This window comes from Streptomyces sp. NBC_01622 (assembly GCF_045209635.1).
Lineage (GTDB): Bacteria > Actinomycetota > Actinomycetes > Streptomycetales > Streptomycetaceae > Streptomyces.
Genome location: NZ_CP109293.1, coordinates 2,334,800 through 2,360,343 on the forward strand (window position 1 = coordinate 2,334,800; position 25,544 = coordinate 2,360,343).

Consider the following 25,544-nt stretch of genomic DNA (forward strand, 5'->3'; position numbering starts at 1 on the left):
TTGATGACTGAGCGTCAGAAAGACCGGCCGTGGCTCATGCGCACGTACGCCGGTCACTCCACGGCCGAGGCGTCCAACGAGCTGTACCGGCGCAACCTCGCCAAGGGCCAGACCGGCCTGTCGGTCGCGTTCGACCTGCCGACGCAGACCGGCTACGACTCCGACCACATCCTCGCCCGCGGCGAGGTCGGCCGGGTCGGCGTGCCGGTGGCCCACGTCGGTGACATGCGCCGGCTGTTCCAGGACATCCCCCTGGACCAGATGAACACCTCGATGACGATCAACGCCACCGCCATGTGGCTGCTGGCGCTCTATCAGGTCGTCGCCGAGGAGCAGGGCGTCGACATCACCCAGCTCCAGGGGACGACCCAGAACGACATCGTCAAGGAGTACCTGTCGCGGGGCACGCACGTGTTCCCGCCGGTTCCCTCGCTCCGGCTGACGACCGACATGATCTGCTACACGGTCAACCACATCCCCAAGTGGAACCCGATCAACATCTGCAGCTACCACCTCCAGGAGGCCGGGGCCACGCCGGTCCAGGAGATCGCGTACGCGATGTCCACCGCGATCGCCGTCCTGGACGCGGTGTTCGCGTCCGGCCAGATCCCCGAGGACCGCAGGGGCGATGTCGTCGCCCGCATCTCCTTCTTCGTGAACGCGGGCGTCCGCTTCATCGAGGAGATGTGCAAGATGCGCGCCTTCGGCCGTATCTGGGACGAGATCACGCGCGAGCGCTACGGCATCGAGAACCCGAAGCAGCGCCGGTTCCGCTACGGCGTCCAGGTCAACTCGCTCGGCCTGACGGAGGCCCAGCCGGAGAACAACGTCCAGCGGATCGTCCTGGAGATGCTGGCCGTGACGCTGTCGAAGGACGCACGCGCGCGTGCCGTCCAACTCCCGGCCTGGAACGAGGCGTTGGGGCTCCCCCGCCCCTGGGACCAGCAGTGGTCGCTGCGCATCCAGCAGGTGCTGGCGCACGAGAGCGACCTGCTGGAGTACGCGGACATCTTCGACGGATCGCACGTCATCGAGGCGAAGGTGGCCTCCCTGGTCGAGGAGTCCCTCGCCGAGATCGACCGCATCGAGGAGATGGGCGGCGCGATGGCCGCGGTCGAGTCCGGCTACCTCAAGTCGCAGCTCGTGTCCTCGCACGCGGAGCGGCGGGGCCGTATCGAGTCCGGTCAAGAGAAGATCGTCGGCGTCAACATCTTCAATACGACCGAGCCGAATCCACTCACTGCCGACCTCGATACAGCGATCCAGACGGTCGACCCGGCCGTCGAGGCGCGGGTCATCGCGTCGTTGCAGCGCTGGCGCGACACGCGCTACCAGCCGCCGTTCAACCACCCGCGCCCGTGCAAGGCGCTGGAGCGGCTGAAGGAGGCCGCCAAGGGCACCGACAACCTCATGGACGCCACCCTGGAGTGCGCCCGCGCCGGTGTCACGACCGGCGAGTGGGCCGGCGCCCTGCGGGAGGTGTTCGGGGAGTTCCGGGCGCCCACGGGCGTCTCGTCGGCGCCGGTCGCGGTGCCCGCCGAGGAGGGCTCGGCGATGGCCGGGGTACGCCGCAAGGTGGACGTGACTGCGCGCGAGATGGGCGTCGGCAAGCTGCGCTTCCTGGTCGGCAAGCCGGGCCTGGACGGGCACTCCAACGGCGCCGAGCAGATCGCCGTACGCGCGCGTGACGCCGGCTTCGAGGTGGTGTACCAGGGCATCCGGCTGACCCCGGAGCAGATCGTGGACGCGGCCCTCGCGGAGGACGTGCACGCGGTCGGCCTGTCCATCCTGTCCGGCTCGCACGCCCAGCTGGTGCCGGACGTGCTCGAACGGCTCCGTGTGGCCGGTGCCACAGACATACCTGTCATCGCCGGTGGGATCATCCCCAATGGTGACGCCGAACAGCTGCGGGCCGCCGGAGTCGCGGCGGTCTTCACACCGAAGGACTTCGACATCACCGGAATCATCGGCCGCATCGTCGACGAGATCCGGAAAGCGAACAAGCTCGACCCCCTGCTCGACCCCATGGAGGTCCCCGCATGACCACGCCCGCCCCCGTCAACCGGCTTCGCCCGCGACGCTCCTGTCTCGCGGTCCCCGGGAGCAACCCGCGCTTCCTGGAGAAGGCGCAGGGCCTCCCGGCCGACCAGGTCTTCCTGGACCTGGAGGACGCGTGCGCGCCGCTGGCCAAGCCCGACGCGCGGCACACCATCGTCAAGTTCCTCAACGAGGGCGACTGGACGGGCAAGACGCGGGTCGTGCGCGTCAACGACTGGACGACCGAGTGGACGTACCGCGATGTCGTCACGGTCGTCGAGGGCGCGGGCCAGAACCTCGACTGCATCATGCTGCCGAAGGTGCAGGACGCCCAGCAGGTCGTCGCCCTGGACCTGCTGCTGACGCAGATCGAGAAGACGATGGGCTTCGAGGTCGGCAAGATCGGTATTGAGGCCCAGATCGAGAACGCGCAGGGACTCAACAACGTCAATGCGATCGCTCAAGCCAGTCAACGTGTCGAGACGATCATCTTCGGCCCGGCCGACTTCATGGCGTCGATCAACATGAAGTCCCTCGTCGTGGGCGAGCAGCCGCCCGGCTACCCGGCGGACGCCTACCACTACATCCTGATGAAGATCCTGATGGCCGCCCGCGCCAACAACCTCCAGGCGATCGACGGCCCTTACCTCCAGATCCGGAACATCGACGGCTACCGCGCGGTCGCCCAGCGGGCCGCCGCGCTCGGCTTCGACGGCAAGTGGGTGCTGCACCCGGGCCAGGTCGAGGCGTCCAACGAGATCTTCTCGCCGTCCCAGGAGGACTTCGACCACGCCGAGCTGATCCTGGACGCGTACGACTACTACACGTCCGAGGCCGGCGGCAAGAAGGGCTCCGCGATGCTCGGCGACGAGATGATCGACGAGGCCAGCCGCAAGATGGCGCTGGTCATCTCGGGCAAGGGCCGGGCCGCCGGCATGGAGCGCACCAGCAAGTTCGAAGCCTCGGAGGCCTGAGCACCATGCAGTTCGGACGCACCTACGAGGAGTTCGAGGTCGGCGCGGTCTACAAGCACTGGCCCGGGAAGACGGTCACGGAGTACGACGACCACCTCTTCTGTCTCCTGACGATGAACCACCACCCGCTCCACCTGGACGCCAACTACGCCGAGAACACGACGGACTTCGGCAAGAACGTCGTGGTCGGCAACTACATCTACTCGCTGCTGCTGGGCATGTCGGTGCCGGACGTGTCGGGCAAGGCGATCGCGAACCTGGAGGTCGAGTCGCTGAAGCACGTGGCGCCGACGTTCCACGGGGACACGATCTACGGCGAGACGACGGTCCTCGACAAGACGCCCTCGAAGTCGAAGAACGACCGCGGAATCGTGTATGTCGAGACCAAGGGCTACAAGCAGGACGGCACGCTGGTCTGTGTGTTCCGCCGCAAGGTGATGGTGCCGACCGAGACGTACATCAAGGAGCGCGGCGGCGAGCAGCCCGGCCGCCCGGAGCTGAAGCAGACGGAGAAGTAGCCATGGCGCGACTCGCCCAGACCGCCGGTCTCACCGACATCCAGCGGGAAATCCTGTCCACCGTCCGCGACTTCGTGGACAAGGAGATCCTCCCGGTCGCCACCGAGCTGGAACACCGCGACGAGTATCCGCAGCAGATCGTCGACGGGCTCAAGGAGCTGGGCCTGTTCGGCCTGATGATCCCGGAGGAGTACGGCGGTCTGGGCGAGTCGTTGCTGACGTACGCCCTGTGCGTGGAGGAGATCGCGCGCGGGTGGATGTCGGTCTCCGGGATCATCAACACGCACTTCATCGTGGCGTACATGCTCAAGCAGCACGGCACGCAGGAACAGAAGGACCACTTCCTGCCGCGCATGGCGGCGGGTGACATCCGGGGCGCGTTCTCGATGTCGGAGCCGGCGCTCGGCTCGGACGTCTCGGCGATCACGTCGAAGGCGGTCAGGGACGGCGACGAGTACGTCCTGAACGGCCAGAAGATGTGGCTGACGAACGGCGGCACGTCGTCGCTCGTGGCCGTACTCGTGCGCAGTGACGAAGGGCACCCCGAGGGCACCGCGCCCCACAAGTCGATGACGACCTTCCTGATCGAGAAGGAGCCCGGCTTCGGAGAGGTCCGCCCCGGCCTCACCATCCCCGGGAAGATCGACAAGATGGGCTACAAGGGCGTCGACACCACCGAGATGATCATGGATGGCCTGCGCCTTCCGGCCGACCGAGTGCTGGGCGGGGAGACCGGCCGAGGTTTTTACCAAATGATGGACGGAGTCGAGGTCGGCCGCGTGAATGTGGCGGCGCGTGGCTGTGGCGTCGCTCAGCGTGCCTTCGAACTGGGCGTCTCCTACGCGCAGCAGCGTCACACGTTCGGGAAGCCGATCGCCCAGCACCAGGCGATCCAGTTCAAGCTGGCGGAGATGGCCACCAAGGTCGAGGCCGCCCATGCGATGATGGTGAATGCTGCACGCAAAAAGGACTCCGGCGAACGAAACGACCTTGAGGCAGGGATGGCGAAGTACCTCGCCTCCGAGTACTGCAAGGAGGTCGTGGAGGACGCCTTTCGGATCCACGGCGGGTACGGCTTCTCCAAGGAGTACGAGATCGAACGCCTCTACCGCGAGGCGCCGATGCTGTTGATCGGCGAAGGTACCGCCGAAATCCAGAAAATGATCATCGGGCGCAGGTTGCTCGAAGAGTATCGATTCCAGGGCTGATTGTTCGTTTCGGGGTGTTTTATTCGAGAAGAAGATCACACCCCGTCAACGCTCTTCGGCCGCCGACTCGACTTACCGGCTTAGCCAGTTGTGGCCCACGACCGGTACGATCCCGGGAAAGCCGCCGTCCCCCGTTACAGTGCGGCATCATCCGCTACGAAGGTCATCCATGCCCCACAGCCAAACCTCTGCACCACGCGACAGCCTGGCAGGCGTACGCCTCGCGCGCGGAGCATCGCCGTGGCTCCTGCCGACCGTCGCCACCGCAGCCCTCAGCCTGGTACGTGCGCGCAAGTCCGGCGCCGCCAAGGCCGTGGCCGTACCCGCCACCGCGCTCGCGGCGGGCATGCTGTGGTTCTTCCGCGACCCCGAGCGCGAGATCACCCAGGGCCGGGTCATCTCGCCCGCCGACGGTGTGGTGCAGAGCATCATGCCGTGGAAGGACGGTCGCACCCGCGTCGCCATCTTCATGAGCCCGCTGAACGTCCACGTCAACCGCGCGCCGCTCTCCGGCACGGTGACTTCGGTCGAGCACATCCCGGGCGGTTTCGTTCCCGCGTTCAACAAGGAGAGCGAGAACAACGAGCGGGTCGTCTGGCACTTCGACACCGAGCTCGGTGACATCGAGATGATCCAGATCGCCGGCGCCGTCGCCCGCCGCATCGTCCCCTACGTTCCGCAGGGCACGAAGGTCGAGCAGGGCGAGCGCATCGGACTGATCCGCTTCGGTTCGCGCGTCGACATCTACCTCCCCGAGGGTGTCGAGGTGGACCTGGAGGTCGGTCAGAAGACGATGGCTGGGGTGACTCGCATTGACCGTGGTTGATCCGGAGACCCAGGCGGGCTGGGTGCCCGAGGCCGACGAGGTGGACGACGAGGAGGAGATGCCTCTTTCTCTCCGCCTCTCAATAGCGGACACCCTCACTCTCGGCAACGCCACCTGCGGCTTCATGGCGGTGTACTTCACCACCACCGGCATCCTGATCCCGCACCTGACGGGCAACGACGAGTCGACCGGCATGGCCCGCCACAGCGCGGCCACCGCGGTCATCCTGATGCTGTGCGCGGCGGTCTTCGACCTCTTCGACGGCCTCGTCGCCCGCAAGCTGCGCTCCTCCCCCATGGGCGCGGAGCTGGACAACCTGTCGGACCTGATCAGCTTCGGCCTCGCACCGGCGTACTTCGTCCTCGTCTACGGCATGGTCGCGGACGACGCGCACCAGAGAGTGGCCGCGGTCGGCGCGATCGTGGTGCTGCTTGCGGTGGTGCTGAGACTCGCCCGCTTCTCGTGTGTGACCCCGCCGAACGGCATGTTCCAGGGCATGCCCTCCCCGTTCGGTGCACTGACGGTGGTCTCGATCGTGCTCCTCGAGCTGCCCTTCGTGGCGACGCTCATGGCGATCCTGGGCACCGCCTGGCTGATGGTGAGCCGGGTCGAGTACCCGAAGCCGCGCGGTCGCCTCGCGGTGGCGATGCTCGCCTGGATCGTCCTGTCGATGGGCCTGCTGGCGGCCTGGGCGTTCGACGCCCCGAGCGGCCAGCTGCTCCTGCAGACGGGCTGCGCGCTCCAGCTGGTCATGGGCGCGGTGATCCCGCTGTTCGCGACGGCCCGCCGGGTGAACACCTTCCGCGGCAACCGGCGTGAGGCGCGAGCCGCACAGCTGCCGTAGCGGTCGTAGCAGACGAAACGAAGGGCCCGAGCCACTTGGCTCGGGCCCTTCGGCGTTCCTTGAGGGAATCGGGCTCAGACCAGGAAGTCCCGCGCGATGTTCTCCGCCACCCGCTCCAGGATCGGTCCGGCGTCGGCGATGCACTTCACGACGTCCGGTTCGACGGACGTCAGCGGGTAGGCGCGGCGGATGCCCGCATGGCCCAGGGCCTGCGGGGGCAGGGCAAGGCGACCGCAGACGGCGACGACCTCCTTGCCCTCCGCGCGGGCCGCCGCTGCGACACCGGCCGGGGCCTTGCCGTGCAGGGTCTGTTCGTCGAGGGAGCCCTCGCCGGTGATGACGAGGGTGGCGCCCTCCAGGGCGGAGGCGAAGCCGAGGACGTCGAGCATGACCTCGATGCCGGGGCGGAAGCGGGCGCCGAGGAGGAGCGCGCCGTAGCCGATGCCGCCGGCGGCGCCTGCGCCGGGTGCGACGGCGTACTCGGCGGCCCTGGCGCCGGTCGTCTCCTCCAGGATCTTCGCGTAGTGGCCGAGGGCCGCGTCGAGGGCGTCCACGTCGTCCGGTGCGGCGCCCTTCTGGGGGCCGTAGACCGCGGCGGCGCCCGTGGGGCCGGTGAGCGGGTTGTCGACGTCGCTGGCGAGGACGAGGGCGACGGAGGCGAGGCGCGGGTCGAGGCCGGAGAGGTCGGCCGAGGCCAGCTCGCTCAGGCCGCCGCCGCCCGGGGGCACCGGTTCGCCGTCCGCGTCCAGGAAGCGTGCGCCGAGCGCCGAGAGCATGCCCGCGCCACCGTCCGTGGTGGCGCTGCCGCCGACGCCGAACACGATCGTCCGGGCGCCCGCGTCGAGGGCGGCGCGCAGCAGTTCGCCGGAGCCGTACGTCGAGGAGGTGAGCGGGGCGAAGACGCCCTTGGGCAGGCGTTGCAGCCCGCTGGCCTCGGCCATCTCCACGACGGCCGTGTCGCCGCGTACCGCGAAGGCCGCGGTGACCTCGTCGCCGAGGGGTCCGGCGACCCGGATCTCCCGCCGTTCGAACCCGGCCGCGACGGCCGCGTCCACCGTGCCGTCGCCGCCGTCGGCGACCGGCATGGCCGCGACCTCCAGATCGGGTACGACCCGGCGCAGCCCGGCCGTCACCCGCTCGGCGACCTGCACGGCCGTCAGCGACCCCTTGAACTTGTCCGCGGCGATGAGCACCCTGTGGGTGCCCCTCTGTGCAGCGTCCGCCACCTTGCGATCCCCTTGCTCTACGGGCCCCTCAGGGCCAGTCGCGCCGTTGCGACCTTAACCGGAGGACGCCCCCGCCGTCATGCCGGGCCGGACGCTGGAACCGGGCTGAGCGCCCCCTGTGCCACTGCCGGGCCCGGATATCGGGTACACCGGAGGTATGACCCCTGTGGGCACTGAGCCAGCGCTCGCGGACCGCATCCTCGGGGGCTGGCTGGGCCGGATCGCGGGCAACATGCTCGGCAAGCCGGTCGAGCAGGGCGACCTGTGGACGCGCGACCGCATCGACCGCTACCTCCGGCGGGCCGCCGCCCTGCCGCTGACCGACTACCTGCCCGAGCCGGCCGGCGAGCACGACGGCTTCGAGCTGCGCCCCGAGTGGCAGCGGTGCGTGCGCGGCCGCATCCACGGCAGCTGCCGTGACGACGACGTCGACTACGCCATCCTCGGCCTCGACCTACTGGAGACCCACGGCTTCGGCTTCAGCACCGAGCAGGTCGGCGAACTGTGGCTGCTGCGGCTCCCGTACCTCCAGACCTACACGGCCGAGCGCGCCGCCTACCGCAACCTCGCGAACGGATTCAAACCGCCGCTGACGGCCACGCACGACAACCCGTACCAGGAGTGGATCGGCGCCCTGATCCGCGCCGACATCTACGGCTGGACCAGCCCGGGCGCCCCGCGCCGCGCGGCCCAACTGGCGCGCAGGGACGCCGTGTTGTCCCATACAGGGAACGGTGTCTACGGCTCGATGTGGGCCGCCGCGCTGATCTCGGCGGCGTTCGCCGCGCCGACCGTGCGGCACGCGCTGGACACGGCGCTGACCGTGATCCCGCCGGGCTGCCGCCTTGCACGCACCGTGCGCCGGGTGCTCACGCTGCACGAGACCCGGATGACCTGGGAGGACACGCTCACCACCCTGTCCGAGGAGACGGCGGGGCTCGGCTGGATCCACACGATCCCGAACGCGGCGGTCCTGACGGCCGGACTCCTGTACGGCGACGGCGACTTCACCCGCACCATCACGCTCACCGTGCGCGGCGGCCTGGACACCGACTCGAACGGCGCGACCGCCGGTTCGGTCGCCGGGGTACTGACCGGCGCGGACGCGATCCCGGGCCAGTGGAAGGACCCGCTGGAGGACACCGTACGCAGTGCGGTGTTCGGCTTCGACGGGGTGCGGATCAGTGAACTGGCGGAGCGGACGGTGCAGTTGGCGGGGGCCGACGCCTAGACGGCGCCCTGCGCGATCAGGCTCCGGGCGCAGTCGAGGACGGCTTCCCCGGCCAGGCGTGGTTCGTCGACGGGCTCAGGACAGCTCCGTAAGGGCCATGTCGTCGGACGTCTCCGCCGTCACGCCGAACGCCCGCAGCACCAGCCGGTCCCGCATTCCGTCCGGCAGGAACCGCAGCAGGGCGAGGACGCGACCGTCGCGGCCGGTGGTGATGAGGGTGGCGGGGCGGCGAGCGGTCAGGGCGCGTACGACGGCGTCGACGGCCGGGGTGACCGGGCCGAGCGGCTGGCGGGCGGCTGTCGCTCGTACGGCGTCCAGGGCGCGGGCGTAGTGCTGCCGCGTCGCCGGTGAACCGGCCCAGCCCAGCTCCGCGCTCGCCTTGTCCGCCGTCGCGAAGATCGGGGTGTCCATGGCGCCGGGTTCGACGAGGGTGACCTTGACGCCCTGGTGGCGGAGTTCCGCGCGCAGGGAGTGGGTGAGCGCGGCGAGCGCGGCCTTGGAGGCGGCGATCGGGCCGAAGAACGGCGGTGGAACGCGGGCCGAGACGGCGCCGACGTTGACGATCCGGCCGCCGGACGCCCGTAGCGCGGGCAGGAAGGCGCGGATCACGGTCGTCTGACCGATCACGTTGATCTCGAACTGGCGGCGCCACGCCTCGACGGGCGTCAGTTCGACGGGGCCCTGGCCCATGATCGCGGCGCTGTTCACGAGTCCGTCGAGTCGCGGCCCGACCTGCTCGGCCGCGGCGAACACGGAGTCCTCGTCGGTCAGTTCGAGCCGGACGGGGGTGAAGCAGGCGTCCCGCAGCGCGTCCGCGTCCTCGGGGCGGCGGTGGGCGGCGTACACGGTCCAGCCGGCGGTGTGCAGGGCGCGCGCCACGGCGGAGCCGACGCCGCCGGTGGCGCCGGTGACCAGGACGGTGCGAGGAGTGGACAGGGGAAGCTCAGCCACAAGGGCCGCCTTTCACAAGGGAGTTCAGAACACCGTGGAGTCCGGTGTCCCTCTCACCCTGCGCCGGGCCGCCGCCCACTTGAAGAGTGCAGAATTAACTGGTGCCAGCGACACCACCACCAGAATCCGCGGATCACGGCCGCAAGGCCCTCGCAGCCTTCCTGCGGTCCCGCCGTGAGCGTGCCGATCCGGCGGAGACGGGGCTGCCCGCGGGTGGCCGACGCCGCACCCCGGGCCTGCGCCGCGAGGTGGTCTCGCTGCTCTCCGGCGTGAGCCTCACCTGGTACACCTGGCTGGAGCAGGGCCGCGACATCAACGTCTCCCCGCAGATCCTGCTGGCCCTGACCCGCGCGTTGCAGTTGGACGACGTGGAACGCGCGCACCTGTTCCGGCTCGCGGGCCGACCCGCCCCCGAACCCGCCGAGCGGTCTCTCCAAGTACCGGACGCCGTCCGCGCGTTCATGGACACGCTGATGCCGAACCCCGCCTTCGTCATCGACCGCTGCTTCGACGTCCTCGCCTGGAACCGGGCGCAGGAAGCCATCCTCGGTCCCGCCCTCCGCGACCGGCCGCGCCGCGAACTCAACAGCGCCTGGCTGCTGTTCAGGGAACCGGGTATCCGTGCCCTGATGCCCGAGTGGGAGGCGGAGACGGAGTGGATGGCGGGTCTGCTGCGTCAACAGGCTGCGTACGAGCTGGACAATCCGCGGTTCGCCGAGCTGATCGACGAACTGACCACCACCAGCCCGCACTTCGCGCGTCTGTGGGAGGCGCACGACGTGGTGGAGTTCCGCTCGTCCGTGCGCCGCTACCGCCACCCCGTCGCGGGTGACATCGAGGTGTCGTTCGTGCGGCTCGCGGTGCAGGAGGCGCCCTGGCTGAGCCTGATCTGTCACTTCCCGGAGCCGGGCAGCGAGTCGGAGAGACGGCTGCGCGGGCTGGTTACCCTTCCTGAATGACCACCACGCCAGACTTCGCCACGTACCTTGCCGGCCTCCCCCGCATCCTCGCCGGGGCCGCCGCGCTCTTCCGCGACACCGAGGGCAACGTCCTGCTCGTCGAGCCCAACTACCGTGAGGGCTGGGCCCTTCCGGGCGGCACCATCGAGTCGGACGACGGCGAGACACCGCGCCAGGGCGCGCGCCGCGAGACGCTGGAGGAGATCGGCCTCGACGTCGAACTCGGGCAACTGCTCGCCGTCGACTGGATCTACCACGGACCGGAGTACCCGCCGCTGGTGGCCTACCTCTACGACGGCGGAGTCCTCACCGCGAACGACCTCAAGTCGATCCGGCTCCAGGAGGAGGAACTGCTGTCCTGGCGCCTCGTCCCTCGCGCCGAACTCACCGAGTACCTGCCGGGGTCACTGGGGCTCCGGGTCCTGGTCGGGCTCGACGTACTGGCGGAGGGGTCGGGGACGGCGGAGCTGGAGAACGGGCGGCGGGCCGGCTGACTCCGGTCACCCGGGTCAGGGCTCAGCCCTCGACGTCGCGGGGTTTCGCGTCCACCTCGCGCAGCGCGTCGTCGCGTGCCTCGGCCCTGGCCTCCGTACGGTGGCCGCGCTCGATGTAGTCGCGGACGACGAGTTCGACGGCGTCCTGCGGGTTGCCCACGCCCGCAAGCACCATGACTTCCACGACGAGCGCTGCGTCGAGCGAGACGGTCACCTTGGCCATGCGCGGACGGTAGCACCCGGTGTCGGGCCTCGATATCCGCTCGCCGCCCGGACCCCGTCGACCTACCCTCGGCTGCATGAGCAAGCCTCTTGTCGCCATTCTCAGTGGGGCGGGTATCTCCACCGACTCCGGAATTCCTGACTATCGCGGCCCAAACGGGCTGTGGCGGAAGGATCCCGAGGCCGAGAAGCTCGTGACCTACGAGTACTACATGGGCGACCCGGAGATCCGGCGGCGGTCGTGGCAGATGCGGCGCGAGAACCGCACGTTGCGGGCCGAGCCGAACGCCGCGCATCGGGCCGTGGCCGAGCTGGAGCGGTCCGGGGTTCCGGTCAGGGTCATCACGCAGAACGTGGACGGGCTGCACCAGCTCGCCCGGATGCCCGCTCGCAAGGTGCTCGAACTGCACGGCACCGCACGGGAGTTCGTGTGCACCGGCTGCCTTGTGCGAGGGCCGATGGAGGACGCCCTCGCCCGGGTCGAGGCCGGGGAGGACGATCCGCCCTGCCTGGAGTGCGGAGGGATCCTCAAGTCGGCGACCGTGATGTTCGGCGAGCGGCTCGATCCGGTGGTGCTCGGTGAGGCCGTCGCGATCACCAAGGCGTGTCAGGTGTTCGTCGCCGTGGGGAGCAGTCTCCAGGTGCAGCCCGCCGCCGGGCTCGCCGGTGTCGCCGCCGATCATGGCGCGCGGCTCGTCATCGTCAACGCCGAGGCGACGCCGTACGACGAACTGGCCGACGAAGTCATCCGGGAACCCATCGGCACCGCGCTGCCGACGCTGCTGCGCCGACTCGGCATGACGCACCCCTAAGGGCGGATGCCCTCGCACGAGATGGGCAGATGCCTCGGACCGCGCAGCACGGCGTTCTGCCGGTACGGGGGCGGGTCCTCCAGCAGGCGTGGGTTTTCCAGCCTCCGGGCCAGTTCCGACAGGGCGAGCTGGGCCTCCAGCCGGGCGAGTGGTGCGCCGAAGCAGCTGTGGATGCCGCTGCCCAGGCCGAGGTGCTGGATGTCCCGACGGTCCGGGTCGAAGCGGTCCGGGTCCTCGAAGCGCTGGGGGTCGCGGTTGCCGGACGCCAGAACCAGCCAGAGGGAGGCGCCCTTGGGGATGGTGACGCCGTGGACCTCGATGTCGGCGAGGGTGGTGCGCTGTGGCACCAGTTGCACCGGCGGCTCGAAGCGCAGCAGCTCCTCGACGATGGGCACGGCCAGCTGCGGATCCGAGCGCAGCCGTTGCAGGACGTCGGGATGGCGCAGCAGGGTCAGCATTCCGTTGGTGATGAGGTTGACGGTGGTCTCGTGGCCCGCGATCAAGAGCAGTGCCGCGGTGCTGAGCAGCTCCATCGTCGTCATCGCGCCGTCCTCACCCTTGGCCGTCGCCAGCTGGGAGAGCATGTCCTCGCCGGGCTTCTTGCGGCGCTCCTCGATCAGGTCGGCCAGGTACATGCCCAACTGCATACGGGCGTCGTGGGCGCCCTTGCCCCGCTCGGTGGGATCCGCGCCCGGGGAGGGGTCCAGGCTCGCTGCGAGCGTGTCCGCCCAGGTGTGGAAGCGCGCCTCGTCCTCGCGCGGCACCCCGAGCAGCCGGCAGATCACGGTCACCGGGAAGGGGTACGAGAACTGCTCCACCAGGTCGATCCGGCCGCCCGGGTCGCCGATGCCGTCGATGAGGCCGGAGACGATGTCGTGGAGCTCTCCGCGCATACCGTCGACACGGTACGGGGAGTGCGGCGGGCCGAAGGGCCGGTTCGTCATGCGTCGCAACCGGTCGTGTTCCGGCGGGTCGAGCTTCAGGAAACCGGGCGGCAGGGCGCTCTCCTCCTGGGCCGGGTCGGCCAGCGGGTCACGGGCGGTCGAGGCCAGATTGCGGGCGTCGGAGCTGATCCGGGGATCGTGCAGAAGGCTGCGGATCTCGTGGTAGGTGCCGATGACGTACGGCCCGCCGGCTTCGTGGTGTACCGGCGTCTTCCGCAGCTGTTCGTAGAGCGGGTAAGGGTTGGCGCGGTTGGCGTAGTCCAGGATCTGGTGCAGCAAGGATTGCGTCATGGCGAGTCCTCGTGGCCGTACGGGTCAGTGCGCGGGGGTGAACGTCATACGGCGGTCGGTCGGCGAGTATCCGCCGAGGGTCACGGTGGGGCCGTGGGTGGGGACCGAAGGGTCGGGGAAGTCGGCGTCGAGCGGCCGCTGTCCGTCCGAGCGCCGGTCGACCGTGGGGAACGGCGGCGGGAACGGCGCGGTGGTCTCGATCAGCTCCTGGTAGAACGGCAGCCACCGGCCGTGGTCGAAGGTCACCGCGCCGATGACGCGGCCCTGGTACCCGTAGACACCGACGAACCGGTGATCCCTGAGCGATCCCTGCGAGATGAGGATCTCCGTCCCCAGTGACGGCACCCCGACCGACTTGATGTTCACTCCGAACTGCGAGGACCAGAAGGCCGGCACCTCCATGTGGGGGGTGCGGTCGGCGCTCTCGCTGAGCATGTTGTGCGCCGCGATCCGGGCCTGGGTGACGGCGTTGCCCCAGTGCTCCAGGGACAGGAACTGGTAGCCGAACAGGGGGTGCGGGCAGCGTGCGACGTCGCCCGCCGCATAGATGTCGTCGGTGACGATTCCGCGGATGTCGAAGGCACGGCAGCCGGCGTCGCAGGCGATGCCGCGGGGGCCTGCCCCGAGTCCGGATCCGGCGAGCCATTCGGTGTTGCGGGTGGCGCCGAGCGAGACGATCACCACGTCGGTCTCCACGGTGGAGCCGTCGGACAGATGCGCGGCGCGCACCCGTCCCGAGGCATCGCCCTCCAGAGCGGTCACCATGACCCCGCACCGCAGGTCCACACCGTGCTCGCGCTGCATCTCGGCGGCGACCGCGCCGACCACCCCGCCGAGAGCGCCGACCAGGGGCGCCGCGCCGCGCTCGACGACGGTGACGGCAAGGCCGCCTTCGCGGCAGGCGGAGGCGATCTCCGAGCCGGTGAACCCGGCCCCGATGACGAGGACCCGCTCGGGTCCCGCCTCGAGCCGCCGCGCGAGCGCGGCGCTGTCGTCGCGGGTCCGCAGGACGAAGACTCCGTCGAGTTCCGCCTCGGCCTCGCGCGGCCAGGGTCGCGCCCGGACCCCGGTGGCGATCAGCAGCCGGTCGTACGGCACCTCGTCGCCGTCGGCCAGCCGCACCCGCCTTGCGGCCATGTCCAGGCCGGTGGCCGGGACACCCAGCCGCCAGGTCGCATCGACCGATCGGAGCCTGGGCAGCGCGGTGCGGTCCGCGGCCGCCCTGCCCAGCAGCACCTGTTTGGAGAGCGGGGGCCGGTCGTACGGCTCGTGAGGCTCGTCGCCGATCATGGTCAGGGAGCCCGCGAAGCCCTCGGCCCGCAGGGTTTCGGCAGCGCGCAGGCCGGCCAGCGAGGCGCCTACGACGACGATGCGGCCCTCGCGTTTGAGCCGTTCCAGGGATCCGTCACCGAGCACCGGACACCGCCTCGGCCGGTACGTCCACCGCATCGACCAGGATGGCCTGGACCGGGCAGGCCGCGGTGGCCTGGGCCAGCTTCGCGCGCTGTGTCTCGTCGGCCTCCGGGTCGTACAACAGCGCCTCCTCACCGTGCATGGCGAAGATCTCGGGCGCGAGGAACGCGCACTGCGCATACCCCTGGCAGCGGTTCAGGTCGACGGCAATCCTCACCACGGGATCGGTCCTCTCCAACGGCCCGGTCGGCCCCCTGCGACCACCCTCGGTGGCCGGACGGGATACGGCGACCAGAAGGAGGCCGTTCGGGTGAGCGGTGCGGTCGGCTCAGGTCGATGTGGCCGGCCGTGGCCGGGCGGGACGCCGACCCCGCAGGATGTTCAGGCTGAGGAGCAACGCCCAGGCCGGGAAGACCAGTTCGGACCAGGGCACGTTCGCTCCCACCACGAGCAGCGTAAGACCCGCCAGGTAGCCGAGGGCGACGAGCGGGCGCGGGAGGGCTCCGTGTCGGCGGCCGATGGTCGAGGTCGTGATGATGAACACCGCCGCCATCCGCATCGCGTACGTGGTCAGCAGGGCGTAGGCGAAGTGCCGGCCGAAAGGAGGGTGCTGCTGACTCTCGTCGAGCACGGTTCCGGCCGCCGCGGCAGCGCCGAACAGGGTGGCGACGAAGACCAGGCCGCTGCCCAGAAACACGGTGGAGAAGAACTGGTCCTCGCCCTCGCCGGCCTGCTCGCGCAGGGCGCCCATGAACCACAGGAAGGCGATCCCGGCGAACGGGATCAGCGCCAGCGCCGTCCGCACGGCACTCCGCTCTCCGGCCTCGACGGTTGCGTCGTCTCCGCCGGCGCCGTCGGGCAGAGCGATGCGCATCAGGACGATCGCTGCGGCCATCAGTACCGCGAACACCACCCCGGCCACCCCGGCGGCCCCGGGTGTCGCGAGGCGCTCTTGCTTTCGCTCCATGGTCTCCCGCTTTCCGGCTGGTCCTCCTCAGTACAGACACCAGCGATCCAGGGACACGCGCCACCGGGGTCACTCGGGATAATGACGGCGATGCGCCATACGGGCCATTGGCCACTGGTTGGATTCGGACCGCCGCTGACGATGAGCCGGCTGTACCTGTCCGTGCCTCTCGTTCCGCTCCGGTGCTCGAGCGACGTGAGCCGGTGTCACATCCGCCGGTGCCTTGCGACTCCGGAATTCCTGACTGTCGCGGCCCAAACGGGCTGTGGCGGAAGGATCCCGAGGCCGGGGAGGACGGCTCAGCGGGTGACGCGGAGTTTGGACTGGCCGTGCGGGAGTTGTTCCCAGTCCTCCATGAAGTGGGCCTTCAGGCCGTGTCGGGCGGCCAGCGCGACGAGGGTCTCGGTGCGGTAGTAGAAGTCCTCGCGCAGCACGTGGTGTTCCTCGCCCTCCGTACGGTCGAAGGTGAAGTCGAACCAGCCGCCCGGTGCCAGGATGCGGCCGACGTTGGCGAGGCATTCCTCGATGACCGGGAGGGGGGAGTGCGAGAACACGCTGTGCGCGTGGACGACGTCGAAGTGCGCGTCGGGCAGGAAGCGCAGGGTCAGGTCGTGCACGGGGGTGAGGACGGGGAGCCGTTTCTGCAGGCCCATCTCGACGATCGTGTCCTGCGCGGCGGCCAGGATGTCGGGCGAGATGTCGATGCCGTAGTAGTGCCCGGCGTCGAGGTGGCGGATGAAGCGCCAGCCGCCGCGCAGGTTTCCGCAGCCGATCTCCAGCATGCGGTGCTCGGGGCGCAGTCCGTGGCCGAGGAGGTAGTCGAACTGCATCGCGCCCAGGGCCAGCCAGCGTTCGCGGCTGGCGCTGCCGACCGCCGCGTCCGGGTCGGCTTGGGTGTCGGAGCGCATCACGGCGCGGTAGTAGGAGACGTGGTCCGGGTGGCGGTGGCGCAGCCAGGCGTCCCGGGTGGCACGGGCGAGGTGGCGGGGGACGCGGTCGGGGTGGCGCAGGGCGTAGGCGATGCGGTGGCCGAGGGCGGCACGGTTGGCGGTGAGGTTCTTGGTGGGCACGAGGTCGTCGCCGTCCGATCTCCGAGGTGGGTGGCGGGTGTTGATGCCAGCCTCGGTGCGGCGGCGGGGTGTCCGGCTCGGTCAAGGGGCGCTGATCCGGGGGCGGTTCGGGTGATCCGGATGTCAGCCGATCGGTTGATGCGCCGTCCCGTCCGTCGCGTTAGACACGGAGGATGGGACACACGGAACAACGGAGACGAAGGACGGGACACGTCGGTCCGCACGAGCGGCTGTTGCCCGCGGTGGTGCACGCCGCGTTCTTCCTGCTGCTCGGCTCCTCGTTCGTACGCTTCCTGACCCGCGACCAGGGCGGAGCGCGCACCGGCTGGGTCCTGGCGCTCTACGCGGTCTTCTGTCTGCTGTACGTCCTCGGGCAGTTCCTGGCCCCTGCGCCCCGCCCGGGTTCCGGGCCCACCGCGCGTCATCTCGCCTGGCTGGCCTCGGTGTCCGCGGTCTGGACCGTGCTGCTCGCCCTCGCGCCGAGTGCCACCTGGTGCGCGATGCCCCTGCTGTTCGGCGGCCTGTACGCGCTGCCGGCGCGGTTCGCGGTACCGCTGGCGACCGTACTCACCGCGCTCGTCGTCGCCTCCGAGATACGGGTGGCCGACGGCACGCTCAACCCCAACATGGTCGTCGCCCCGCCGGCTCTCGCGGCGGTCGCCACCGCCGTGCTGGTGCAGTTGCAGCGGCAGGCGGCCCGGCAGCGCGTCCTGATCGACGACCTGGTCCGCACCCGCCGCGACCTCGCGGCCACCGAACGGCGGGCCGGCGTCCTGGCGGAACGGCAGCGGCTGGCCACGGAGATCCACGACACCGTCGCGCAGGGCCTCTCCAGCCAGCAGATGCTGCTGCAGGCCGCCGAGCGGATGTGGCGGACGGACCCGGAAGCGGCCCACGGGCACGTGCTCAAGGCCGCCGAGATCACCTCCCGCGCCCTCGCCGAGGCGCGCCGGTTCGTCCACGACCTGGCACCGGCCGACCTCGTCGAGCACTCCCTGCCCGCGGCGCTCGGCGCGCTCGCCGAGCGGGAGAGCGGTCCGGGCCTGACGGTGGAGTTCCGGCTCGACGGCGATCCGGGCCCGCTGCCCGAGCGGACCGCGGCGGTGCTGTTGCGCATCGCCCAGGGCGCGTTGGCCAACGTGCGCGAGCACGCTGCCGCGACCCGGGCCGCATTGACCCTGACCTGCCTCGACGACCAGATCTCCCTTGACGTCGCCGACAACGGCCGCGGTTTCGACGTCGCCTCTCCCCCGGCCTCCGCGCCCGACCGGGCGCGCGGCCACGGACTGCCCGCGATGCGGATCCGGGCCCGGCAGTCGGGCGGCACGCTGAACGTGGAATCAACCCCCGGTGAGGGCACGGTCGTCTCGGTCGCCGTGCCCGTCGTCCGTGATCCCCACGAGGAGCTCGTCCCGTGAACACACCCCTACCCGTACGTCTGCTGCTGTGCGACGACCACGCCGTCGTACGCGCCGGGCTGCGGGCGCTGTTGTCCAGCGCCGACGGCATCGAGGTGGTCGGTGAGGCTGGCAGCGGCGAGGAGGCCCTCGCCCTGGCCGCCCGGGTCCGTCCCGACGTGGTGCTGATGGACCTCCAACTCGGCGACGGCATGGACGGAGTGACGGCCATCGGAAAACTGACCGCCGGTGAGGGCCCTCGTGTTCTCGTCCTCACCATGTTCGACACGGACGCCGACATCACCCGCGCCGTCGAGGCCGGCGCCACGGGGTATCTCCTCAAGGCCGAACGCCCCGAGGAACTGTTCACGGCGATCCACAGCGCCGCATCCGGTCGTACGGCACTCTCGGCGCCGGTGGCCGACCGCCTCATGGCCCGGATGCGCAACCCGCACCCCGCCCTGTCCGAGCGCGAGCGCGAGATCCTCGGCCAGCTGGCCCGCGGCCTGGGCAACCGGGACATCGCCCGGGCCCTCTTCATCAGCGAGGCGACGGTCAAGACCCATCTCGGGCGGATCTACGGCAAGTTGGGCGTGGAGACGCGGGCCGGGGCGGTGGCCGTCGCCAAGGAGCGACGGCTCCTGTCATGACACCGCGGCACTGGAGGCACTAGAAGAGCGCCGCCCCGCTCTCGAAGTCCAGCAGCCGCTGCTTGCGGTCAAGGCCGCCGCCGTAGCCTGTGAGGCTGCCGTTCGCGCCGACGACGCGGTGGCAGGGGACGATGATTCCGATGGGGTTCTTGCCGTTGGCGAGGCCGACCGCGCGGGAGGCGCCCGGGCTGCCGAGGGCGTCGGCGAGGTCGCCGTAGGAGCGGGTCTCGCCGTAGGGGATGCGGCGGAGCTGGTCCCAGACCGTGCGTTGGAACGGGGTTCCGTGCAGGCGCAGTTCGAGGGTGAACTCCTTCAGCTCGCCCGCGAAATAGGCCTGTAGTTGGGCGATCGCCTCGGTGAAGGGTGTGTCGTCCGGGGTGCCGAAGTTCTCCTCCGGGGGACGGTGGCGTTGGTCGGTCATGTAGAGGCCGCACAGGACGCCGTCTTCGTCGGCGACGAGGGTCAGCGGGCCGTAGGGGCTGTCGGTCACGGTGTGCTGTTTCATTCTCTCGGCTTCCTTGAACGGCTTACACGGGAAGGAAGTTGATCGGGTGGCTGTCCGTCGCCCACAGGTACTGGACCGCGTACGCCCGCCACGGCCGCCAGGCCGCAGCGCGGGCGGTGAGCGCGGCCGGGGTCGACGGGAGGCCCAACTCCTGGGCGGCGCGCCGGATTCCGAGGTCGGTGGGGAGGAAGGCGTCGGGGTCACCGAGGGCGCGCATGGCGATGACGTCGACCGTCCAGGGGCCGAAGCCGGGGAGAGCCAGGAGGCGGGCTCGTGTCTCCGTCCAGTCGCTCTCCACGCCCAAGTGGAGTGTTCCGTCGGCCAGTTGGGTGATCAGGGTGGTGAAGGTGGTGCGGCGGGTGTGCGGCATGGCCAAGGACTCCGGGTTCACCGCCGCCAGTGCCTCGGGGGACGGGAAGAGGTGGGTCAGGCCGCCCTCGGGGTCGTCGACCGGTTCGCCGTGGGCGGTGACCAGGCGGGCCGCGTGGGTGCGGGCCGCCGCCGTCGAGACCTGCTGGCCGAGTACGGCCCGTACGGCGAACTCGGCCTCGTCGACCGTGCGCGGGACGCGTCGGCCCGGTGCCTTGTCCACCAGCGGTGCCAGTACCGGGTCGGTTCGCAGCTGGTCGTCCACCGCGACCGGATCGGCGTCCAGGTCGAGCATGCGGCGGCAGCGGCTGATGGCCACGGGCAGGTCACGCAGGTCGCTGAGGGTGAGGCGGCAGGCGATGTGGTCGGACCGGGGAGTGAGGGACGCGATGCCGTGGCCGTAGGGGAGGCGGAGGGTGCGGCGGTACGCGCCGGCCCGCCACTCCTCCACGCCCGGTACGGCGGTCGCCGCCAGGTGGCCGAAGAGGTTGTCGGGGTTGAGCGGGGCGCGGAACGGCAGGCGGAGGGTGAGCGTGCCGGGGGTGAGGACGGTCGTCCTCGGGCGCCTGTTGCGCAACTCGCTCGGGGAGAGGGCGAAGACCTCGCGCACGGTGTCGTTGAAGGTGCGGATCGAGGAGAAGCCGGCGGCGAAGGCGATCTCCGCCATCGGGAGCGCGGTCGTCTCGATCAACAGCCTTGCCGTCTGGGCGCGTTGGGCCCGGGCCAGCGCGAGGGGCCCGGCGCCGAGTTCGGCGAGGAGCTGGCGTTCGATCTGCCGGGTGCTGTAGCCGAGGCGGGCGGCGAGGCCGGGGACGCCCTCGCGGTCCACCGTTCCGTCGGCGATCAGGCGCATCGCGCGGGCGACCAGGTCGGCCCGCTGGTTCCACTCCGGGGAGCCGGGGCTGGTGTCCGGGCGGCAGCGCTTGCAGGCGCGGAACCCCGCCTGCTGGCAGGCCGCGGCGCTCGGGTAGAACGTCATGTTCTCGGGCTTGGGCGGTACGACCGGGCAGCTGGGCCGGCAGTAGATGCGGGTGGTCAGGACGGCCGTGAAGAACCAGCCGTCGAAGCGCGCGTCCTTGGACTGGACCGCGCGCACACAGCGCTCCGTGTCGGTGTGCATCCCGTTCTGCATGTGTCCAGCATCCGATACGGGCTGGGCCGGGGCTGGCGGGAATCCGACATCGACGTCCCGTGGCCTGGCCCCCGCCCGGGTCCCTACCGGTGAAGGCCGCGCTTATCGGTTTGTGGTGTGCCACCCGGCTTTGTAGCGTCGACCTCCGTGACCCCTCCCTCACCCTCGCACAGCGCCGATTCCCTCCCGGCCCGCCTCGACGCGGCCCGGAGCGACTACGAAGCCCTCCTCACGAAGAAGCTGTCGCTCGACCTGACCCGCGGCAAGCCCTCCGCACGGCAGCTCGACCTGTCCGCCGAACTCCTCTCGCTGCCCGGCGGCCGATACACCGCCGCCGACGGCACGGACTGCCGCAACTACGGTGGTGCGGAAGGGCTGTTGGAGCTCCGGGAGATCTTCGCCGGGTTCCTCCAGGTGCCGGCCGGGCAACTGCTCGCCGTGGGCAACTCCAGCCTGGAGCTGATGCACGACTGCCTGGTGCACGCGCTGCTCGGCACGCTTCCCGGGGCGGCGCGCCGCTGGGCGGACGAGGAGCGGATCGCGTTCCTGTGCCCGGTCCCCGGCTACGACCGGCACTTCGCACTGTGCGAGCGTTTCGGCATCGAGATGATCCCGGTGCCGATGACCGCCGAGGGTCCCGACATGGATGTGGTGGAGCGCCTGGTCGCCGGGGACCCGGCGGTCAAGGGCATCTGGTGCGTGCCCAAGTACAGCAATCCGGACGGGACTTGCTACAGCGACGAGGTTGTACGACGCCTTGCCGTGATGCCGACGGCGGCGCCCGACTTCCGGATCTTCTGGGACAACGCCTACGCCGTGCACCACCTCACCGACGAAGAGGTGGAGATCGCCGACCTGTTGGCCGCCTGCGCCGAGCACGGCAGCCCCGACCGGGTCCTCGTCTTCGGGTCCACCTCGAAGATCACGCTGGGCGGTGCGGGCGTGGCGTTCTTCGGCTCGTCCCCGGCCAACGTGGCCTGGCTGCGCGGCTACAGCGCCAAGCGTTCCATCGGCCCCGACAAGGTCAACCAGCTGCGGCACGCGATGTTCCTGCGCGATCCGGCCGGGGTGCGCGCCCATATGCGCAAGCACCGTGAGCTGCTGCGACCGAAGTTCGACACCGTGCTGCGCATCCTCGCCGACCGGCTGGGAGACACCGGTCTCGCCACCTGGTCCACGCCCAGGGGCGGTTACTTCATCACCCTCGACGTCCCCGACGGCTGCGCCCGTGAGGTGGTGCGCCGTGCGGCGGACGCCGGTCTCGCCCTGACGCCGGCGGGTGCCACCCACCCGTACGGCGACGACCCCAGGGACCGTACGATCCGGATCGCCCCCTCCTTCCCGGACGCCTCGGAGATCGAGGAGATCATCGACGGGGTGGCCACCTGTGTACGGCTCGTGGGCTACGAAAAGCTTGTGGCGGACGCGAGTTGACCCGGCGCGGGGGCCGCACACCGGATGCTCCGCAGGTGTGCGGTACCTCACGCGCCGGTTACAAATCGCTCAACCTCTGGTTGCGAAGCGGTGAGCAGTACACGATGGGGCCATGACCCTGGCCGAGCGAGCCATGCAGCGACTGGAAGGCTGGCGCGACCTCAGCGCGGTCCCGGCCAGTTGCGGTACGGGGCGGGCGCTGCGGTCCGCCCACAGCGAGATCGTGCATTTCCACTCCGACCACGATGTGGACCTGCATCTCACCGTCGGGGCCATCCTGCGGTTCCATCACGATCTCAGCGAGTCGACGGCGATCCGGATCATCCCGGGCTCCCGCTGGGTGACCGTCCACCTGGACTGCGAGACGGACGTCGACCTGCTCCTGAGCCTGGTCAGCGTCGCCCTCAAGGCACACGCGGGCGGGCCCCCGACCGGGAACCCGCCCATGACCGGCTGCAACTTCCACCGGGTGACACTGGTGCCGCGCGACGGAGACTAGGACCCGGTCCCGAAGGACCCTGCCCCTAGAACACCGCCGCCGTGTCGTCCTCCCCCGCCTCCAGCAAGGTCGCCGCCGCGCCGACGATGCGTGGGTCGGGGGCGCCGACGACCTCCTCGTCCTTGTCGGCGTAGTCGAAGCGGGCCAGCACGCTGCGCATGGCCTCGACGCGGGCCCGCTTCTTGTCGTTGCTCTTCACCACGGTCCAGGGCGCCTGTTCGGTGTCGGTCTCCCGGAACATGGCGACCTTGGCGGCCGTGTAGTCGTCCCAGCGGTCCAGCGAGGCCAGATCCATCGGGCTGAGCTTCCACTGCCGTACGGGATCCACCTGGCGGATCGTGAAACGGGTGCGCTGTTCACCTTGTGAGACGGAGAACCAGAACTTGATCAGGTCGATGCCGTCGTCCGCGAGCATCCGCTCGAACAGCGGGGCCTGGCGCATGAAGCGGCGGTACTCGTCCTCCGAGCAGAACCCCATCACGCGCTCCACCCCTGCCCGGTTGTACCAGGATCGGTCGAACAGCACGATCTCGCCCGCCGTCGGCAGATGCTGGACGTAGCGCTGGAAGTACCACTGACCGCTCTCGCGCTCGCTCGGCTTCTCCAGGGCGACCACGCGGGCGCCGCGCGGGTTCAGGTGCTCGGTGAACCGTTTGATCGTGCCGCCCTTGCCGGCCGCGTCGCGCCCCTCGCAGACGATGACGAGCCGGCGTCCGGTCTCCTTGATCCAGCGTTGCAGCTTCAGCAGTTCGATCTGCTGGAGCCGCTTGTGCCAGTCGTACTCCTTGCGCTCCATGCGCTGTTCGTACGGGTAGTTCTCCCGCCAGGTGTCCACCGGGCTGCCGTCGGGCCGGATCAGCACCGGGTCGTCCTGGTCCGTGTAGTCGACGCGCAGCCCCGACAACAGCTCAGTCATCCAGGCCTCCTCTCGATGCGTTCAGTGATCGGCGGTATTCAGTGGAACTGCGGCACGATGAGATATATGCCGTAGGCCACGACAGCCGCGCAGGCGAGAAAGCACAACCCCGCCTGGGCGAGCCCGAGGGCGTGGGTGCCGCCGTCGCGTTCACGGGCGGTCTCGACCTGGGCGATGCCCAGCACCCCCAGCGCGAAGACGACGACCACACCGACGGTCACTCCGACACTCACCGCGAAGACCTCGCCGAGGGCGTTCCAGTCCAGGCTCATGGCTCAACTCCCTTGACTCAGGCGGCCGTACGGACGTCGGTGGACGCGCCGCTGCGGAGGGTGACCTCGTGGGTCTCGTTGACGTTGTCGGCGTGCACGGGGTTGCGGCGCGAGGCGATCACGATGAATCCGGCCACGGCGGCGGCGATCAGGGCGATCAGGGCCGTACCGAGGTTGCCGCCGTGCTTGACGACGGTCGCGGACAGGCCGCCGACCGCGGCGGCGGCCGGGAGGGTGACCAGCCAGGCGATGACCATGCGGCCCGCGGTGCCCCAACGCACTTCGGCGAGGCGTCGGCCGAGGCCCGCGCCGAGGATGCCGCCGGAGCAGACCTGGGTGGTGGAGAGCGCGAAGCCGAGGTGGGCGGAGGTGAGGATGACGGTCGTGGAGGCGGCCTCGGCCGCGAAGCCCTGCGGGGACTGGATGTCGGTGAGGCCCTTGCCCATCGTGCGGATGATGCGCCAGCCGCCGATGTAGGTGCCGAGGCCGATCGCGAGTCCCGCCGAGGCGATCACCCACACCGGCGGACCTGCGTCGTGGCCGAGCGCGCCCACGGAGATCAGGGTGAGGGTGATGACGCCCATCGTCTTCTGCGCGTCGTTCGTGCCGTGCGCGAGGGAGACCAGCGAGGCCGAGGCGATCTGGCCGAGCCGGAAGCCCTTGGTGACCGAGTCCTTGCGGGCCCGGGCGGTGATCCTGTAGGCGAGGTAGGTGGCGAGGAGAGCGGCGATTCCGGCCACGAGCGGCGAAGCCACCGCGGGGATCAGGATCTTCTCCACGACCTTGTCGAAGTGGACGCCATTCGAGCCCGCGCCGACCCAGACGGCACCGATCAGGCCACCGAAGAGGGCGTGCGAGGAGCTGGACGGGAGCCCGAGCAGCCAGGTCAGAAGATTCCAGAGGATCGCTCCGACGAGCCCCGCGAAGATCATCCCCGGCGTGACCAGGGTGTCGTCGACGATGCCGCCGGAGATCGTCTTGGCGACTTCCGTGGACAGGAAGGCGCCGACGATATTGAGAGCTCCACTGATCAGGACCGCCGTCCTGGGCTTCAGCGCCCCGGTGGCGATGGACGTCGCCATCGCGTTGGCGGTGTCGTGGAATCCGTTGGTGAAGTCGAAGGCCAAGGCCGTGACGATGACGACCGCCACGAGGAACGTGATGTGGTCCATCGCTCGATGGAAGCAACCGAAGGCGTACATTCGGCCAACCGGAGGCCAAAACCAGGCATGGCCCGGTCAACGTAGGCGTACAAACGGCACCCTCCGGCACCCGTCCGCACCTTCCTCCACTTCATGCGCACACTTCCTTCTTTTTGTGGCATGGCCCGGTCAAATCTGCGAAGCTTCCCCCGCGATCACGCAACAGCTACGCGCGTTCCCG

At 70.1% G+C, this 25,544-nt stretch carries 27 protein-coding genes; 14 read left to right on the forward strand and 13 right to left on the reverse strand.

Going from position 1 to position 25,544, the window contains the following annotated elements; translation table 11 throughout:
• Positions 1-3 precede the first annotated feature (3 nt).
• The 6 genes from OH768_RS10710 (at position 4) to pssA (ending at position 6,407) form a co-directional block, all read left to right on the forward strand.
• The gene (locus OH768_RS10710) at positions 4-2,043 is read left to right on the forward strand and encodes a protein meaA (RefSeq protein ID WP_406452420.1); all 2,040 of its coding nucleotides are present in this window, start codon (positions 4-6) and stop codon (positions 2,041-2,043) included.
• Positions 2,040-3,011 carry an HpcH/HpaI aldolase/citrate lyase family protein gene (locus OH768_RS10715; protein WP_406452422.1) on the forward strand — a complete coding sequence of 324 codons (972 nt, stop codon included), beginning with the start codon at positions 2,040-2,042 and terminating at the stop codon, positions 3,009-3,011. Before OH768_RS10710 ends, OH768_RS10715 begins: the two co-directional genes overlap by 4 nt.
• A 5-nt stretch (positions 3,012-3,016) precedes the next feature.
• Positions 3,017-3,529 carry a MaoC family dehydratase gene (locus OH768_RS10720; RefSeq protein ID WP_406452424.1) on the forward strand — a complete coding sequence of 171 codons (513 nt, stop codon included), beginning with the start codon at positions 3,017-3,019 and terminating at the stop codon, positions 3,527-3,529.
• Between the two features lie 2 nt (positions 3,530-3,531).
• The gene (locus OH768_RS10725; RefSeq protein WP_406452426.1) at positions 3,532-4,737 is read left to right on the forward strand and encodes an acyl-CoA dehydrogenase family protein; all 1,206 of its coding nucleotides are present in this window, start codon (positions 3,532-3,534) and stop codon (positions 4,735-4,737) included.
• A gap of 169 nt (positions 4,738-4,906) precedes the next feature.
• Complete coding sequence (locus OH768_RS10730) at positions 4,907-5,563, forward strand: phosphatidylserine decarboxylase (RefSeq protein ID WP_406452428.1); 657 nt, start codon at positions 4,907-4,909, stop codon at positions 5,561-5,563.
• Positions 5,564-5,585: 22 nt separating this feature from the next.
• Complete coding sequence (gene pssA, locus OH768_RS10735; protein WP_399117812.1) at positions 5,586-6,407, forward strand: CDP-diacylglycerol--serine O-phosphatidyltransferase; 822 nt, start codon at positions 5,586-5,588, stop codon at positions 6,405-6,407.
• A 74-nt stretch (positions 6,408-6,481) separates the two neighbouring features.
• Here the strand turns inward: pssA and OH768_RS10740 are convergent, their stop codons facing one another.
• Complete coding sequence (locus tag OH768_RS10740) at positions 6,482-7,600, reverse strand: glycerate kinase (protein WP_406465216.1); 1,119 nt, start codon at positions 7,598-7,600, stop codon at positions 6,482-6,484.
• Between the two features lie 190 nt (positions 7,601-7,790).
• On the opposite strand from OH768_RS10740, the gene OH768_RS10745 reads away from it, so the two are divergent.
• Positions 7,791-8,864, forward strand: a complete 1,074-nt coding sequence (locus OH768_RS10745; RefSeq protein WP_406452430.1) for an ADP-ribosylglycohydrolase family protein — start codon at positions 7,791-7,793, stop codon at positions 8,862-8,864.
• A 75-nt stretch (positions 8,865-8,939) separates the two neighbouring features.
• Here OH768_RS10745 and OH768_RS10750 read toward each other — a convergent pair whose 3' ends face one another.
• Positions 8,940-9,815: an SDR family NAD(P)-dependent oxidoreductase gene (locus OH768_RS10750; protein WP_406452432.1), complete on the reverse strand. Its 876-nt coding sequence runs from the start codon at positions 9,813-9,815 to the stop codon at positions 8,940-8,942.
• Between the two features lie 101 nt (positions 9,816-9,916).
• Here OH768_RS10750 and OH768_RS10755 point away from each other — a divergent pair, with 101 nt between their 5' ends.
• Both OH768_RS10755 and OH768_RS10760 read left to right on the forward strand, forming a co-directional pair.
• Positions 9,917-10,774: a helix-turn-helix transcriptional regulator gene (locus tag OH768_RS10755; protein ID WP_406452434.1), complete on the forward strand. Its 858-nt coding sequence runs from the start codon at positions 9,917-9,919 to the stop codon at positions 10,772-10,774.
• Positions 10,771-11,268 carry an NUDIX domain-containing protein gene (locus tag OH768_RS10760; RefSeq protein ID WP_406452436.1) on the forward strand — a complete coding sequence of 166 codons (498 nt, stop codon included), beginning with the start codon at positions 10,771-10,773 and terminating at the stop codon, positions 11,266-11,268. The genes OH768_RS10755 and OH768_RS10760 overlap by 4 nt, the downstream gene beginning before the upstream one ends.
• A gap of 22 nt (positions 11,269-11,290) precedes the next feature.
• Here the strand turns inward: OH768_RS10760 and OH768_RS10765 are convergent, their stop codons facing one another.
• Positions 11,291-11,491, reverse strand: a complete 201-nt coding sequence (locus tag OH768_RS10765; protein ID WP_406452438.1) for a DUF2191 domain-containing protein — start codon at positions 11,489-11,491, stop codon at positions 11,291-11,293.
• A 76-nt stretch (positions 11,492-11,567) separates the two neighbouring features.
• On the opposite strand from OH768_RS10765, the gene OH768_RS10770 reads away from it, so the two are divergent.
• Positions 11,568-12,302 carry an SIR2 family NAD-dependent protein deacylase gene (locus OH768_RS10770; RefSeq protein ID WP_406452440.1) on the forward strand — a complete coding sequence of 245 codons (735 nt, stop codon included), beginning with the start codon at positions 11,568-11,570 and terminating at the stop codon, positions 12,300-12,302.
• On the opposite strand, the gene OH768_RS10775 is transcribed toward OH768_RS10770, so the two are convergent.
• From OH768_RS10775 to OH768_RS10795, 5 genes are all read right to left on the reverse strand, one after another.
• The gene (locus tag OH768_RS10775) at positions 12,299-13,537 is read right to left on the reverse strand and encodes a cytochrome P450 (RefSeq protein ID WP_406452442.1); all 1,239 of its coding nucleotides are present in this window, start codon (positions 13,535-13,537) and stop codon (positions 12,299-12,301) included. The two genes, OH768_RS10770 and OH768_RS10775, sit on opposite strands and share 4 nt — an antisense overlap.
• Positions 13,538-13,561: 24 nt before the next feature.
• On the reverse strand, positions 13,562-14,986 hold the full coding sequence (locus tag OH768_RS10780; RefSeq protein ID WP_406452444.1) for an NAD(P)/FAD-dependent oxidoreductase: 1,425 nt from the start codon (positions 14,984-14,986) through the stop codon (positions 13,562-13,564).
• Positions 14,943-15,167: a ferredoxin gene (locus OH768_RS10785; RefSeq protein ID WP_406465218.1), complete on the reverse strand. Its 225-nt coding sequence runs from the start codon at positions 15,165-15,167 to the stop codon at positions 14,943-14,945. The genes OH768_RS10780 and OH768_RS10785 overlap by 44 nt, the downstream gene beginning before the upstream one ends.
• 111 nt (positions 15,168-15,278) lie before the next feature.
• Positions 15,279-15,917, reverse strand: a complete 639-nt coding sequence (locus OH768_RS10790; protein WP_406452446.1) for a hypothetical protein — start codon at positions 15,915-15,917, stop codon at positions 15,279-15,281.
• 299 nt (positions 15,918-16,216) lie between these two features.
• Positions 16,217-16,987: a class I SAM-dependent DNA methyltransferase gene (locus OH768_RS10795; RefSeq protein WP_406452448.1), complete on the reverse strand. Its 771-nt coding sequence runs from the start codon at positions 16,985-16,987 to the stop codon at positions 16,217-16,219.
• A gap of 173 nt (positions 16,988-17,160) precedes the next feature.
• On the opposite strand from OH768_RS10795, the gene OH768_RS10800 reads away from it, so the two are divergent.
• Together OH768_RS10800 and OH768_RS10805 are read left to right on the forward strand one after the other, a co-directional pair.
• On the forward strand, positions 17,161-18,405 hold the full coding sequence (locus OH768_RS10800; RefSeq protein WP_406452450.1) for a sensor histidine kinase: 1,245 nt from the start codon (positions 17,161-17,163) through the stop codon (positions 18,403-18,405).
• Positions 18,402-19,034 carry a response regulator gene (locus OH768_RS10805; protein WP_406452452.1) on the forward strand — a complete coding sequence of 211 codons (633 nt, stop codon included), beginning with the start codon at positions 18,402-18,404 and terminating at the stop codon, positions 19,032-19,034. Before OH768_RS10800 ends, OH768_RS10805 begins: the two co-directional genes overlap by 4 nt.
• Positions 19,035-19,053: 19 nt before the next feature.
• On the opposite strand, the gene OH768_RS10810 is transcribed toward OH768_RS10805, so the two are convergent.
• Together OH768_RS10810 and OH768_RS10815 are read right to left on the reverse strand one after the other, a co-directional pair.
• On the reverse strand, positions 19,054-19,539 hold the full coding sequence (locus OH768_RS10810) for a methylated-DNA--[protein]-cysteine S-methyltransferase (protein WP_406452454.1): 486 nt from the start codon (positions 19,537-19,539) through the stop codon (positions 19,054-19,056).
• Positions 19,540-19,561: 22 nt separating this feature from the next.
• Positions 19,562-21,028, reverse strand: coding sequence for an AlkA N-terminal domain-containing protein (locus OH768_RS10815; RefSeq protein ID WP_406465219.1), 1,467 nt, complete (start codon positions 21,026-21,028; stop codon positions 19,562-19,564).
• 159 nt (positions 21,029-21,187) lie between these two features.
• Here OH768_RS10815 and OH768_RS10820 point away from each other — a divergent pair, with 159 nt between their 5' ends.
• Complete coding sequence (locus tag OH768_RS10820) at positions 21,188-22,474, forward strand: aminotransferase class I/II-fold pyridoxal phosphate-dependent enzyme (protein WP_406452456.1); 1,287 nt, start codon at positions 21,188-21,190, stop codon at positions 22,472-22,474.
• A gap of 112 nt (positions 22,475-22,586) precedes the next feature.
• Positions 22,587-22,973 carry a luciferase family protein gene (locus OH768_RS10825; protein WP_406452458.1) on the forward strand — a complete coding sequence of 129 codons (387 nt, stop codon included), beginning with the start codon at positions 22,587-22,589 and terminating at the stop codon, positions 22,971-22,973.
• A 25-nt stretch (positions 22,974-22,998) separates the two neighbouring features.
• Here the strand turns inward: OH768_RS10825 and ppk2 are convergent, their stop codons facing one another.
• The 3 genes from ppk2 to OH768_RS10840 are packed head-to-tail and all read right to left on the reverse strand — an operon-like array spanning position 22,999 to position 25,333.
• Positions 22,999-23,889 (reverse strand): polyphosphate kinase 2, encoded by an 891-nt coding sequence (gene ppk2 / locus OH768_RS10830; protein WP_406452460.1) that lies wholly within the window; start codon positions 23,887-23,889, stop codon positions 22,999-23,001.
• A 38-nt stretch (positions 23,890-23,927) separates the two neighbouring features.
• Entirely contained in the window at positions 23,928-24,161 is a 234-nt protein-coding gene (locus OH768_RS10835; protein WP_399117522.1) for a hypothetical protein, read from the reverse strand.
• A 17-nt stretch (positions 24,162-24,178) separates the two neighbouring features.
• The gene (locus tag OH768_RS10840) at positions 24,179-25,333 is read right to left on the reverse strand and encodes an anion permease (protein WP_406452463.1); all 1,155 of its coding nucleotides are present in this window, start codon (positions 25,331-25,333) and stop codon (positions 24,179-24,181) included.
• Positions 25,334-25,544 lie beyond the last annotated feature (211 nt).